General features: G+C 57.4%; 11 protein-coding genes. 4 read left to right on the top strand and 7 right to left on the bottom strand.

Annotated elements, in window-relative coordinates; translation table 11 throughout:
* Positions 1 to 23: 23 nt before the first annotated feature.
* The 3 genes from RBB82_RS14100 to RBB82_RS14090 all read left to right on the top strand — a co-directional run bounded on the left by RBB82_RS14100 (position 24) and on the right by RBB82_RS14090 (position 2,181).
* Positions 24 to 302, top strand: coding sequence for a hypothetical protein (locus RBB82_RS14100; RefSeq protein WP_433971267.1), 279 nt, complete (start codon positions 24 to 26; stop codon positions 300 to 302).
* Positions 303 to 356: 54 nt separating this feature from the next.
* Positions 357 to 866: a GNAT family N-acetyltransferase gene (locus RBB82_RS14095; RefSeq protein ID WP_433971266.1), complete on the top strand. Its 510-nt coding sequence runs from the start codon at positions 357 to 359 to the stop codon at positions 864 to 866.
* 124 nt (positions 867 to 990) lie between these two features.
* Positions 991 to 2,181, top strand: coding sequence for a glycoside hydrolase family 27 protein (locus RBB82_RS14090; protein WP_433971264.1), 1,191 nt, complete (start codon positions 991 to 993; stop codon positions 2,179 to 2,181).
* Positions 2,182 to 2,207: 26 nt separating this feature from the next.
* On the opposite strand, the gene RBB82_RS14085 is transcribed toward RBB82_RS14090, so the two are convergent.
* The 5 genes from RBB82_RS14085 to RBB82_RS14065 form a co-directional block, all read right to left on the bottom strand.
* Positions 2,208 to 4,082: an MBG domain-containing protein gene (locus tag RBB82_RS14085; protein ID WP_433971262.1), complete on the bottom strand. Its 1,875-nt coding sequence runs from the start codon at positions 4,080 to 4,082 to the stop codon at positions 2,208 to 2,210.
* A 44-nt stretch (positions 4,083 to 4,126) separates the two neighbouring features.
* Positions 4,127 to 5,791 (bottom strand): exosortase J, encoded by a 1,665-nt coding sequence (gene xrtJ / locus RBB82_RS14080; protein WP_433971261.1) that lies wholly within the window; start codon positions 5,789 to 5,791, stop codon positions 4,127 to 4,129.
* A 60-nt stretch (positions 5,792 to 5,851) separates the two neighbouring features.
* Positions 5,852 to 6,043, bottom strand: coding sequence for a PExPT-CTERM protein (locus tag RBB82_RS14075; RefSeq protein WP_260735006.1), 192 nt, complete (start codon positions 6,041 to 6,043; stop codon positions 5,852 to 5,854).
* Positions 6,044 to 6,299: 256 nt separating this feature from the next.
* Positions 6,300 to 9,014 carry a M1 family metallopeptidase gene (locus tag RBB82_RS14070; RefSeq protein WP_433971259.1) on the bottom strand — a complete coding sequence of 905 codons (2,715 nt, stop codon included), beginning with the start codon at positions 9,012 to 9,014 and terminating at the stop codon, positions 6,300 to 6,302.
* Positions 9,015 to 9,059: 45 nt separating this feature from the next.
* Entirely contained in the window at positions 9,060 to 9,887 is an 828-nt protein-coding gene (locus RBB82_RS14065; RefSeq protein ID WP_433971258.1) for a methyltransferase domain-containing protein, read from the bottom strand.
* A 498-nt stretch (positions 9,888 to 10,385) separates the two neighbouring features.
* On the opposite strand from RBB82_RS14065, the gene RBB82_RS14060 reads away from it, so the two are divergent.
* Entirely contained in the window at positions 10,386 to 11,063 is a 678-nt protein-coding gene (locus RBB82_RS14060; RefSeq protein WP_433971256.1) for a phosphoribosyltransferase, read from the top strand.
* Positions 11,064 to 11,523: 460 nt separating this feature from the next.
* Here the strand turns inward: RBB82_RS14060 and glk are convergent, their stop codons facing one another.
* Positions 11,524 to 12,561, bottom strand: a complete 1,038-nt coding sequence (gene glk, locus RBB82_RS14055; protein WP_433971254.1) for a glucokinase — start codon at positions 12,559 to 12,561, stop codon at positions 11,524 to 11,526.
* Positions 12,562 to 13,359, bottom strand: coding sequence for a 6-phosphogluconolactonase (pgl, locus tag RBB82_RS14050; protein ID WP_433971252.1), 798 nt, complete (start codon positions 13,357 to 13,359; stop codon positions 12,562 to 12,564). It lies immediately after the preceding gene.
* Positions 13,360 to 13,379 lie beyond the last annotated feature (20 nt).

The raw sequence follows: 13,379 nt of genomic DNA, 5'->3' as shown, positions 1-13,379 counted from the left end.
TAACTTGATCGGGAGGGCTTTCGATGGAGTTGAACGAAGAGACGAATGCAGAGGTCGTCACAATCAGCGCAGAAGAGCGTGCCGAAGAGCAAAAACTGATTCGCCGGCTGCAGATGATGATGAACATGGTAATGCAGGTGATCGCCCAGGATGGATCCCTGACCGTCGACGATGCGTCTCAGATGATCGCGGACAGCAGGAAGGCTGCCCTCGCCATGTTCCCGGGAAAAGAGCTCGCCTACGACCTGATCTGGCGGCCACGCTTCCAACGTCTCATGCGCGAAAGATTTCGAATTATGTAACTAGTAAAGTTTCAAATAAAGCAACAATGCTCTTGCTGATACGCTTGAAGAACCATGCGTATACGGCTTGCCACGGAGAATGATCTTCCTGCCCTGATGGAACTGCTGCGTCGGGTAGTCCCGCTGATGCGCGCCGCGGGCAACCTGCAGTGGGATCAAAACTACCCGAACGAGGCAGTATTTCAGCGCGACATCGACCTCGGACAACTCTGGGTAGCCGAGGTAGGCACAGACATCGCCGCTGTTGCTGCCGTGACAATGGATCAGGAGCCCGACTATGCCCAGGTGGGCTGGGACATTGAAGAGCCAGCCATAGTCGTGCATCGACTCGCGGTTGACCCGGCATTTCGTGGACTCGGAGCGGCGGGAGCTCTCATGCGAAAGGCGGAAGAGGTCGCTGCCGAGCGTGACATCAACGTCCTTCGCGTCGACACCAACACGCAAAACGAAGCAACCCAACGTCTCTTCCCAAAGCTCGGCTATCAACTCGCGGGCGAGATCAGTCTCGCGTTCAGGCCGGGTTTGCGCTTCCTTTGCTATGAAAAGCGCCTCACCACAACATAACGACCATACGTATCGCAAAAACTACTCCCGCTAGACATCGCAGACGTTGCCTCGTTTCAAAGAGGGTAAAATTCCCCCGAAGCCTGCTATCTGGTTCGCACCGTTCCAAGAAGGAGTAACTGTGATGCTACGACGTTTTTTCGTTACAAGATTTTGGCTGGTGATGATGACACTTGTCATTACACCTGTCGTTGGACACGCCCTGGACAACGGTTTGGCGAAGACGCCGCCGATGGGATGGAACAGCTGGAACAAATTCGCCTGCAAAGGTCTCAACGAGAAGGTCGTGCGCGAAACCGCAGATGCGATGGTGGCCAATGGAATGAAGGACGCCGGCTACCAATTCGTCATCCTCGACGACTGCTGGCAGACCAGCCGCGACGCAAACGGCAACATCCTCGCCGACGCCGAGCGCTTCCCCTCCGGCATCAAAGCGCTCGCCGACTATATCCACAGCAAAGGAATGAAGTTCGGCATCTACTCCGATGCAGGCGTGCAAACCTGCGCCAAGCGCCCAGGAAGCATCGGGCATGAGTATCAGGACGCGAAGCAGTACGCGGACTGGGGCGTCGACTACCTGAAGGAGGACTGGTGCAGCACGCTGCCAAACCAGAACAGCGAGTCCTCCTACACCTTGATGCGCAACGCATTGGCAGCGTCCGGACGACCGATCGTCTTCAGCATCTGCGAGTGGGGATCAACCAAACCCTGGCTCTGGGCGGGCCCAATCGGAAATCTTTGGCGCTCAACCGGAGACATTCAGGACTGCTGGGACTGCAAGAAAGACTGGGGCGGCAACGGGGTCGTGCAGATCATTGACCAGATGAACGGCCTCGAAACCTACGCTGGCCCAGGCCATTGGAACGACCCCGACATGCTTGAGGTCGGTAACGGCGGCATGACAAAGGAGGAGAATCGCGCACACTTCAGCATGTGGGCGATGTTCTCCGCACCTTTGCTGGCTGGCAACGACGTCTCCAACATGACCGCAGACACAAAAGAGATACTCCTGAACAAAGAGGTGATCGCGATCGACCAGGACGCGCTCGGCCAACAGGCGCGCAGAGTTAAGAAAACAGGCGATCTCGAGATCTGGTCCAAGCAGCTTCAGGATGGCGGACGAGCGGTGGCCCTGCTGAACCGTGGTCCTGCCGCGACAAAGATATCCGTCTCGTGGACCGACATCGGCTATCCCGACGGTCTCTCGGCTTCAGTGCGTGACCTGTGGTCCGCAAAGGACATCGGCAAGCAAAGCGGAACCTACTCTGCCGATGTACCAAGTCATGGCGTAGTGATGGTGACGATAAAACCGTAACCGCCACCGCAATCATGCGGGATCAACTAGGGAGTCTGTGGCAACCCAATCAGCGGAGTCTTCACCGGAGTAGCTAGCCCGACAACTTCAGTCAGGAGACTACTCCCCTGGTTCGTAATCCACAGATTCCCGCTCGCATCAACCCGGATTGCATACGCCTCCAGCAGCTTCGCGTCTCTAGCATACCCGGCAGCGGGCGACAGAATCTGCCCCGGCGACGAGGCCGCCGAGCCCGCCAGCTCGGTAATCGATGGTCCCCGATAGTTTGTAACCCACACATGGCCCGATCCATCGATAGCCATTCCCTGCGGATGGTTGATGCTGGCCTTCATATCGCTGTACCCACTCGAAATAACGGTCCCATCGCTGGCCAGTTGGCTGATGCTGTCACCGGCATAGTTTGCTATCCACACATCGCCGCGCTGATCGATAGCGATACCATCCGGCATATTGCAGCACGCATAGCTGGTGAACTGAGTCCCGTCTGCAGACACCTTGGTCACGGTATCCACGTCCGAGTAGTTTGTCACCCAGCCGTTGTGGTTCCCGTCGATAGCCACCGTAACCGGAAACTCCAGCTGGCTCGAGGTGTACCCCTTAGCCCCCGACAACGGCTGGCCGCTGCTCGACAGCAAGGTCAGGCTCGAGTTTCCGTTATTCACAATCCAGGCCGTTCCATTGGTATCGATTGCGATCGCCTCGGGAAAATAAATCCCGCCCGAACTATATCCAGTGGCACCCGAGATCGGCTGTCCGCTTGAATTAAGCACGGTCACACTGCCAAAGCCGCCGGTACTCTGCTGATTAGGAAGCCAGACGTTATCCTGAGCGTCGATCGCAAGACTGTAGACACTCATCAAGCCGTTGCCAGTGATGCCGTTTGCAAAGACCGGATTGCCCGTATTCGAATACTTCGATGCGACACCGGCATAGCTGGCAACCCAGACATTCCCAGTCGAATCAACTCCGACCCCGGATGGCACACTGATACCTCCGCCCGCATAGTTGATGAACAGCGTCCAGTCTGACGGCGCCACAGTAAGTGCAGGCGTAAAGGGCGCGCCGCTGGCCTGCTGCGCATAGATTACGGCGATGCTGCTCCCTGGGTTTCGCACGACATTGAGAGCTGCATCCAAAGTATTGGCCGGCGCAGATCCTCCGCTAGGCGTCGTCGCAGAAAAAAGCTGGCCGCAGGCCGAAGCGGCCGCCGTGCAGCTATTAAGCACATTAGCCAAAGTGTTGATCTTCGCAGCAGGCGATACACCCGTAACCGGAAAGGCTGCCCCCGGTGATGTTCCCACCATAGGATTCACAAGATTCGTCACGGTAGCAAACGCATTGGCAAGACCCTGAGTGTTGGTCGCCGTTGCTCCAACATTCCCTCCAGCACTAAGGAACTGAGCAAGTCCCCACGCTGTAGCTGCAGTCGTGACTTCATTGACGACAAACTTGGTCCCGGACACAATCTGGTTGCACGCACCAAGCGCGCTGGCCAAAGCAATCGCCGAGTTGTCCGGCGAAGCCCCCACCTGTCCCCCACGAATCACAACATAAAGTTGAGAAGCCGCCGCAGGGCAGGCGTAACCAGCTGGCACTGTGAACGATCCAGTTGCATCCGTATCCAGTGTGCTCGTCAGCAGTGCGGTCGAAGCCGATCCATTCCCGGTCGTACCAGCCGCGTAAAGTTGAACAACCGCTCCCACAATCGGTTGCGCGGTGCCAGCCATCGCCTTCCCGCTAAAACTCACGCCGGGGTTCGTGGGCGTGACAGGTGGTGGAGTGACAGGTGGTGGCGTAACAGGCGGCGGAGTGGAGGTTGAACCGCCGCCTCCGCATCCCGCGAGCGTGCAGAAAAAAGCGGCCGCCATCGCCACGGTGAGAAGCCCTTGAGTGCTGTGCAAGATCGATTTCACTGGAGTGGCAAGGATAACAAAAGCGTCGAACGTTAGCGGTGACGGTACGGTTGCGTGAGACCAGCCAGATCGACGGACGCGAGAAACGACCGGACAGCAGTCGTCATCTGTTGGCGAGCCACATCTGCTGGCAAGGTGGTGTCGATGGTCTCAGCCCGTAGCAGGATCGGGATCGGACGTTGCGGATCCTGAGAGAAGAGAGATTGAGCATCAGGCTTGCTGTAAACAAAACCGAAGTGTTTGCGGTCGCTGGAGTACTCGCCACACGTAGCGCCATTGCAGATGGTGGTCGCCTCAAGATACTGCGTAGCGCCATCGTTGAAAAACGAACCGGAAAAATTGACTGGCACATTACCCGCCATTGGCAGGATCAGTTGGTCTCTCCAGAGTGGGTCTTCGCCACGCGCGGAGTGGCATATCAACGTGTCGTGCGACCCGAGAAGCGGCGACACGGCAAGTGACACATGCGGCCCTCCGTCAGCGGGCGCGTACTCGGCCCAATGATAGAGAAGCGTTCCAGCAAAGATGTTGTCATTCCAGGTGCGAACCAGCTTGTAACTTCCTGCCTGGGCAGGAAACTGTCCGGCAGCGTCCTGATCGGCGTTCATTTGAGCCGTATAACTGGCATTGTGCGTCTGCACATAAGCGCGCGCAACCTTATAGCCACTGAATAGCGTAAGCACTAGCATGGCTGCGAAGCGCAGATAGAAGCTGGAGTTCTTCGCCGGCTCAGCCGAAGCGGGCACGTTTATTGAAGGAGGCCTGATCTGGCCGGCCGATTCGCTAAGGCGGCGAACAACATAAAACAACAAAAACGTGCCCAGCAGAAACAGGCATCCCCCAATGACATAGTCACCCATCTCCGCCTTGTTCTGCAGCGAAGTAAAGTGCAGCGCCACCAGGTAATACAGCACCAGCAGGCTGAGACGTGCGAAGTTGAAGACGTATCCCAGCAATACAGCGCCGGCGACGACGGCGGCGTGCGCATACCAGCGAAAGCGGTAGACATACCCCGCGATCAATGCGATAAAGCCCATCGTAATAGCGCCTCGAATGCCGTTACACCCGGGCGCGATGAACATGCCAAAGTCGGGCGTGAACATCAGCCGTAACTGATCTGGGCTCAGGGGCTGCCCCAGCGCAATCGCGAACCCGCGGGCGACGTGAGCCGAGATCCGCTGCAACGGCAGGTCAACAAACACGTTGAAGACGTGAGGAACCGGATTCACAAAAAACAGAAGTAGGAGAGGGAACAAAGACGCCCGGAACAGGCGCGTTCCACCAAACAGCAACACCACCCCAGCACCATACGCAAACATAACCAGCGAATACGGCGGAACAAAGATTGACCACTGGGGTGAGAAGACAAATATCAGGACGGACTGATCTCGGAGGTGAACAACAACCGCAGTGAGGACCAGAATAGCCAGCCCCCACCAACTGCCCTCCATCTCCCACTCAAGCGACCGCCAAACCCGCAGAATCAGCACGAAGCTGACCAGCGGAACGAACATGCCAATCGATTTGAGGGCGTCAGTCGTCCACATCGCCCACAAAGCATTTACCGTGGACCAGATCGTGGAAAGGCCGAGGACCGCGACAATCGCCGCGAGTCCTGCGGCCTGATACAAGTTTGGCCTTTCCGCTCCAGCCGAATGGAGGGGGCTGACTTCAGCAGCAGCAGGAAAAGTTGGCATACCTATCGATTCAGGTGGCGCACCAAGGGGGAGTGTCAGGTGGCCTTCCCCAGTGAGTGGTTATTTGGACTGGCTGCGACGGGCTTTGATACGAGCACGTGCCGAAACGAAAAATGCACCCGCAGAGCCCACAACGGCAAGGATAGCTGTTGGATTTTCAGGGGATTCAGTGCAACCGCCTTGCGCATACAGCGGGAGGGCGACGGATGAGAGGAGAGCGATGCCAGCGAGTAAAAGACAGGTTTTCTTCATTTGTGTCCTCAATTGGGAAGGTACCTACACGAAAGTTGAAAGTCAACGCAGAATGCCCTTGCCCTCGTAACACTTTTGGGTATTGAAAATGTTTTCACACTCCGTCTATAGACCGGCCACCAGGCCGCCACCGCCTAACCTCGTAATTCATCAGGATTTGCCGCAAAATCACCCACCTAAGATCTCAGGCGGACCACTCCCGCGTCGGCTTTCGCGGCCAACCTGTTCACACTTAAGTTGTACCGGCGATCTCTGCCTACTTCGGTTGGGACGCCAGCCATGCATGCAGCTTCGGCTCCTGCGCCGAATGTAACTGAATGCAATCATTGATGCTGTCGACGGCCGCGGCCAGCGTGTGCTTCGCGGCGTCCACCTTGTGCGTGGCAAAGAAGCTGGCAACCTCATTCCGCTGCCGAACCGTGCAGAACGAACCAGTCGCCGCCACTACCTCCGCGCCAGACGAAACCGTCAGCTGTGCGTGAATCTTATCCCAGTTCTTCTGAATGTAATCCCACGTCTGATCGCGGGTCTCGCGGTCGCGCAACAGCGCTGCCAGGACGGTCCCGCTATCCTGATTGCGAACCGCTCCTGAAGCCGTATAGTCCAGCGTCCGTGTTACCAGTGCCGGATCGCGAAATCGCGCCAGCGCACGCAGAGCATCGCTCTGCTCACCCGGCTCGCTGGCATACTTGCTCACGGCCAGGAGCTTCTCATAGAGCGCAGCATCGCCATTCGTCGTGCTGACTAGCACAGCAGCATCCGAGAGCGCCGGGTCGAGCGTCTTGTCCTTCTTGTTATCCACTGCGAACGTCCGCGTAGTCAGTAGCTGCGCCTCGGCCAGCACGGTGGAGTCGTGCGCCTCACCCAGCAGCTCAAACAGTGTCCCACGAAGCTGTTGCCGATCGAACGACTCGCCCTTCACCGGGCTGCCAAGCGCCGTATAAACCGGCCCGAACTGGCGTCGCAGCACACCCGCAAGCTCAGCGCGGTCCTCCTCCGACGCAATCTCCGCGTCAATCTTCTTGATCTGCTCGTACGCCGTATCGAGCAGCACAGCGCCACTATCCTGCTTCAGCGCCAGAACCAGATCGAGATAATCGCCGACCGCAGCCCGCCCCGAAAGCACCATCGCCCAACGATCACCCAGCAGCCCAATCCGCTCCGCCGGCGTCAGCGACGTCTCCGCCTTCGCGACAATCGCACTCAACTGCGAGGACGTATACTCCGTCCGAAAATAGCCCTTCGCCCCGCCATTCGCATAAAACATCGGCAATCCAGCATCCATCGGCAATGGAACATTCGCATCCTCAGGCCGCAACACACGGCAGATAGGCTCCGCATTCGTCTTCAGGCACACCGGGACCGACCACTGCGCACCGCCAGCCGAAGCGCGACTCGTCTCCGCAGCAGACAGAAAAAACCTGCTCTGCCCCACCGGAACACCCCCCGCCCGCCTCTCAGAGAACGTCAGCAGCGGCACCCCCGGCTGCGTCACAAAGCTCGACATCACCTTATCCACTGGCAGATGCGAATTCGCCGTCTGCGCACTCCAGAAGTCCTCCGCCGTCGCATTCGCATACAGGTGAGCCTGCAGGTAGTTATGCACCCCCTGCCGAAAGGCCTCCTTCCCGATGTAGTTCTCCACCATGCCAATCACCGCGCCAGCCTTGCCATACGCGATGCCGTCGAACATCTCGTTGATCTCATCCGGCGTATCAGCAGTCGCTCGAATCGCCCGTGTACTCCTCCCCGAATCGAGGTTCAGCGTCTCATCAAGGCTCTGCGCATCATCCTGCGAAAAACCCCACTCCGGATGCCATGTAGCCGGAGCCTTCGTCTCCATCCACGTCGCAAATCCCTCGTTGAGCCACAGATTGTCCCACCACTCCATCGTCACCATATCGCCAAACCACTGGTGCGCCATCTCATGCGCGACCACCACCGCCACCCGTTTCTTCTCAGGTATGCTCCCGATCCTTGAATCCACCAGCAAATCGGTCTCGCGATAAGTAATGCAACCGAAGTTCTCCATCGCTCCGGCCTCAAAGTCAGGCAGCGCCACCATATCCAGCTTCGGCATCGGGTACTTAATCCCAAAGTAAGTGTCGTAGTAATGCAAAACGTACTTAGCCGACTCCACCGCAAACTTCGTCAGCCGAACCTTATCCGGTGTCGCACACACGCGGATCGGCACACCATCCGATTTGCCCTCCGTGCACTTAAAATCACCCACAAGAAACGCCACAAGGTAGGTCGACATCTTCGGCGTCGTCGCAAAGCGCAGCGTATGCTTTCCGGCAATCGGCCCCGCTTTATCCGAGATCATATTGCTGTTTGAAATCGCCGTATCGCCGCTATCGACGATCATCGTAATGTCGTAAGTAGCCTTCAGCGCCGGCTCATCAAAGCTCGGATAAGCCCGTCGCGCATCGGTCGGCTCGAACTGCGTCACCGCATAGCTTCGCGTCTTCGTCTTTGAAAGATAGAACCCACGCAGCTTGTCGTTCAGCACCCCCGTATACCGAATCGCCAGCGTAACCCTGCCCGCAGGCAGCTCATTGGCAAACGAAAAAGTAGCCTGCTCCTTCTCGCCATCGAGCGTAGTGATCGCAATCTGCGGACGCTGATCCGTCTCGAGCGGCGTCAGTGGCCTCGGCGACGACCCAAGCTTGCCGTACACGTAGGTAGCAATCGGCAGCGCATACGCCTTCACCTCGCCAAACTTGATCTCCGCTGCATTCAACGTAATGCTCTTGCTCGGAGCATCCAGCACAACATCGATCGTCTCTTCGCCACGGAAGGTGGCTGCTTTCAAGTCCGGAGTCAACGTCAACGCATAGTGCTCCGGATGAACTCCACCCGGAAGCCGTTGCGCTTGAGCTGCAGTTGCGGTGAGAAGAACCAAAGCAGAGAAGGCAGAGAAGACAACGGCAGCATTGCGGACAAACATGAAGTGGCCTTTGGCAAACAAGAAATCTATTCCTGGAATTGAAAAGCGCGTCGCAGCGAGATCGCTCTATTTCACGCGCCCAACGCACAGACGAGCAGGACGGTACTCTCTGATTGAGACTGTCTCGGCAGCAACTTCGGCAGCAGCGCACAGATCCTGCCAGTCCTCCGCAACAAAGCTCCGCCGGATCGACACCGGCCCATCATGCATGACGAACGGATGCCAGCTCGTGAACCGCGCCCACAACCGAAACAGATGGTACGGAATCGGCTTGCGATGCAAGTCATTGATGAACCATCCCCGTCGCGTCGTCCCCTCCATCCAGCGAAGGAAGTGCACAATCTGCGGATCGGTCAGATGGTGTGTCAGCAGCGAACAGATCACGACATCGATGTTCTCTGCCGTATCATCGGTCAACGCATCGCCGACCAGCCACTCAATCCGCTGGCTCCGCGGCGTCGCCTCTCGTGCCGCTCGAATCGCATCCGGATTCAGGTCGATCCCGGTAAGTGCCACTGAGACATTGCGCTTGGCGGCCCACCGATGAATCAGCCGCAGCGTATCTCCATAACCGCAACCCACATCCATAATGCGCAACGGCCCCGCCGACGCTGCATGCGTTGCAACCATCTCTTCAAGCCACTTCAGCGTCGGACGATCCGCAAACGTAAGCCGGTTGACGTGCGCAATATCATGCAGACACGCGCGAAGCTCCGCATAACTGCAAGGCTGATCCATCATCTCAATCAGATCCGCGCGTCGCGAAAAGTCCAGTACCGCTGGAATCGTCGACAGATGGGCCGATACCGTGCTCTCGAAAGAACTGGCGTCGACTATTTCGGATGAAGCGCTTTCCGGCGACGGGATGGAGGTCGAAGACAAAGTGTTCCGCAATCAGTATAACCGTTGAAATTGCAGGACCTTAGGAAATGCATAACCGCAATTATTTTTGTACAGATTCTTGTTCCCGCTCTTGACAGCGATATGGCGGCTGCCCGGCTTTTGTATGTCGTCATCCAGACACTCAGCCCGCCGAAGGGGCTGGAGCACTCTTTGTACGTCGTCATCTTGACGCTGAGCCCCCGACGAAGAGGCAGGACTCGTCTTTGTATATATGTCGTCATCCTAGAGCGAAGCGAAGGATCCCTGTATTTGTTGTTGCAGTTGCTCTGGTTCCGCATCTTTGTTCCCCACCGCCCAAGCGAAGCCGTCCACGACACTTCCACCGTCCGGGCAGACATGCTCTCGACGGAATCTGCTATGCGTCACATAGAACACATATCGCGATGCCAGCTGTGATGCCCTGCTGGCTCAGGATTTGTCGGCAGCCTTCAGAAAACCACACTGCACGCATTGCATCGAACTGGGACAGTGAACAGGGAGCGCCACGAAATGCTATTCGGCGGCGAAATACTATTCAAGGATCGAGCCGATGCCGGGCGGCGGCTAAGTTCACGGCTAAGTCAGTTTGCAGGTCGCGACGATGTTATTGTGCTTGCTTTGCCACGAGGCGGCGTACCTGTCGGCTTCGAGATCGCCCGCGCCCTGATCTCCCCGCTCGACGTTCTGGTAGTTCGCAAACTTGGAGCACCAGGCCAGGAGGAGCTCGCCATGGGAGCGATAGCCTCAGGCGGCATACACCTTATCAACTCCGATATCGTCCACGCCCTCCATATCTCGGTACAACAGCTTGACGAGAGACTGGCTCAGGAGCAACAGGAACTCGAGCGCCGGGAGCATCTCTATCGAGGAGACCGCGCAGCCCCGGATATCCGCGGCCACAACGTAATTCTGGTCGATGACGGAATGGCCACAGGATCCACCATGCGGGTGGCCATCTCTGCCGTCCGCCAGAACAATCCCACCTCAGTCATCGTAGCCGTCCCGATCGCTTCATACTCTGTCTGCCGGCAACTCGACAAAGAAGCCGACAGCGTCGTTTGTCTCTACACTCCGGTCGATTTCTATGCCGTCGGGCAGTGGTATCGAAGCTTTACCCAAACCACCGACGACGAGGTCCGCGACTTGCTGAATCGTGCAATCAAACCAACAGAGCACCACGTCGCCTGAACTCTGAAACTGACCTACTCGGTAAGGCCCCTCGCCAGGCCGCACTACGCCCGTCATCCTGAACGTATTTCGCCGTCATCTGAACGCACTACGCCGCCATCCTGACCCTGAGCCCGTCGAAGGGGAAGGATCCCTGTATCTCTCATCAGCGTCATAAACTTCGGTAGAACAGGTAAAGACCAACAAAATCCCCTGTCAAGCCCTCAATCGCCATAACCCTTGACATAACAAGAACATAAGCCTGGCGTATGAGTTCCCTCCGATTCGCTATACTTAGTAAAGAGATCAAAGAAACAGGCCCCAAGCGGGGCCTTTGGACTTTAATCGATCTAAGTCGTTTGAATGGACATATTTAGCTATAAACATTTTAGAATCAGTGTTTTACAAAGACCAAATTTCGTAAGTAGCTTAAAATAGATTACTTACGAATAGTAACAGGGGGGGTACCCCTGAGAAATGGCTAGGATGCCTGCAGAGAAGCAGCCCGCTCCGAGTGGCCGGAGATCTCTGACGCACGAGCTTCAGCGTACGCAGCAGCACCCAGCAGCGCACAGGTATCGTCTAGGATCACGCGAACCGGGATCGACTCAAGCAACGGCGACAGCCGTCCCTTGTCGATGAATGCCTGCATGAAGGTGCCGTTCTGCAGCGTCTTCAGAATCTTCGGAGCGATGCCGCCGCCAAGGTACATTCCGCCGGTCGCCAGCACCTTGAGAGCGATATTGCCAGCCTCAGCGCCATACGCGCCCGTGAAGATCTTCATCGTCTCAAAGCACAGCGAGCTTGACCCATCCTCAGCGCACTGGCCGATCACAGCGTTCGGATCTTCGCTCAGCATCCGGTCGTGAAGCCAGCCCGGCTCTGCGATCTTCTCGACGTCACGCAGGAAGGCGTAGATGTTCTTGATGCCAAGGCCTGAGACAACTCGTTCCCAACTTACGCGTCCTTTGAGCGTAGACCGCAGGTACTCCAGCAGAGCGATCTCACGATTGCTCCGCGCAGCGAAGTCAGCGTGACCGCCCTCGGACGGAATTGGACGATGCCTCGTCCCGTTCCAGATCAGCAGCGCCTCGCCAAGCCCGGTGCCCGCCGCCATCAAGCCCGCATGCCCGCCAACTTCAGGATCGCCCTGGTGCAGCGTGAAGATGCTCTCCGGCGCAAGCTCAAGGATGCCGAAACCGTTCGCTTCGAGGTCGTTGATCAGAGAGATATGAGGGATAGAAAGAGACTTAACCAGGTCACGCGTATCCAGCAGCCACGGCAGGTTGGTCAGCTTCAGGCGACCATCCCGAACCGGCCCGGGGCAACCGAAACACGCCGCGATAATGTCCTTCGTCGCTCCTCCGTCCGCATCGAGAAACTTTTTGACGACATCGTCGAGACTGGCAAACTCATGCGCCGGATACTTCTGGTCGCGAATCGGGTGAAGGCGCCCGTTGGTGAAGTCGTACAGTGCCAGGTGGACCTTCGTTCCGCCAACGTCGCCAGCAAGAATCATCTATTTGAGCTCCAAAGTTCCGGTCGAATCGGAATTCGCCGGTGCAGGCAGCTTAGCCGCTGCAGCCGCATCGAGCAAGAGGGTAAGCTTCCCACTCGCCGGACGAATCAGCTGCGAAGGATAGGTCTCAGGCTGATACGTGCCAAGAAAGACATCGTGCAGCACCTGCGTCTTGGCCGCACCCTCGATCAAAAAGGCCACCTCCCTGCCCTGATTGATCACAGGCCAGGTCAGCGTGATGCGCCAGGTATCCTTCTGCGGAACATGGTTTGGAACGACGATGTGATTCATCTCGTTCAGCGCCTCGGTATGAGGAAACAGCGACGCAGTATGGCCGTCATCGCCCATTCCAAGCAGCACAAGGTCAAAGGTCGGCGTCTCTGCTCCCTCAAGCTTGAACGTATTGCGAATCGCAGACTCATACCGAGCCGCCGCAACCTCCGGGTCAAGCTCACCCTCCATGCGATGAACGCGCTCGCCAGCCAGCGGAACCTTTGATAGCAGCGCCTCTTTCGTCATGCGATAGTTCGACTCGACGTTGTCAGGTGGCACGCAGCGTTCATCGACCCAGTAGAGCTCAAGCTTGTCCCAGGGAACCTGCTTGAGGAATGGTTCTGTAGGGTCTGCCAGCAGGCCGAACATCGTCTTCGGAGTCGTTCCCCCCGAGATAGCGATGCGAGCGAGACCGCGAGACTCCGCGGCCTTCACCGCGGAGTCCGTGAAGAGCTGCGCGGCGGCCCGAGCTGTGGCCGCCGGCGTAGGAAGTACACGATAGGTGATGCTAACTGCACGGGGCATAGAATTCCTATCCGTTCAGA

The organism is Tunturiibacter lichenicola (assembly GCF_051013355.1).
In the GTDB taxonomy this organism is placed as follows: Bacteria; Acidobacteriota; Terriglobia; order Terriglobales; family Acidobacteriaceae; genus Edaphobacter; species Edaphobacter lichenicola_F.
This window is presented reverse-complemented; position numbering and strand designations above follow the sequence as displayed.

Bases quoted from the DNA above. Each gene is read 5' to 3' on its own strand.
- xrtJ (WP_433971261.1), bottom strand. From the start codon at position 5,791: ATGCCAACTTTTCCTGCTGCTGCTGAAGTCAGCCCCCTCCATTCGGCT.
- RBB82_RS14100 (WP_433971267.1), top strand. From the start codon at position 24: ATGGAGTTGAACGAAGAGACGAATGCAGAGGTCGTCACAATCAGCGCA.
- RBB82_RS14075 (WP_260735006.1), bottom strand. From the start codon at position 6,043: ATGAAGAAAACCTGTCTTTTACTCGCTGGCATCGCTCTCCTCTCATCC.
- RBB82_RS14095 (WP_433971266.1), top strand. From the start codon at position 357: ATGCGTATACGGCTTGCCACGGAGAATGATCTTCCTGCCCTGATGGAA.
- RBB82_RS14060 (WP_433971256.1), top strand. From the start codon at position 10,386: ATGCTATTCGGCGGCGAAATACTATTCAAGGATCGAGCCGATGCCGGG.
- glk (WP_433971254.1), bottom strand. From the start codon at position 12,561: ATGATTCTTGCTGGCGACGTTGGCGGAACGAAGGTCCACCTGGCACTG.
- RBB82_RS14090 (WP_433971264.1), top strand. From the start codon at position 991: ATGCTACGACGTTTTTTCGTTACAAGATTTTGGCTGGTGATGATGACA.
- pgl (WP_433971252.1), bottom strand. From the start codon at position 13,359: ATGCCCCGTGCAGTTAGCATCACCTATCGTGTACTTCCTACGCCGGCG.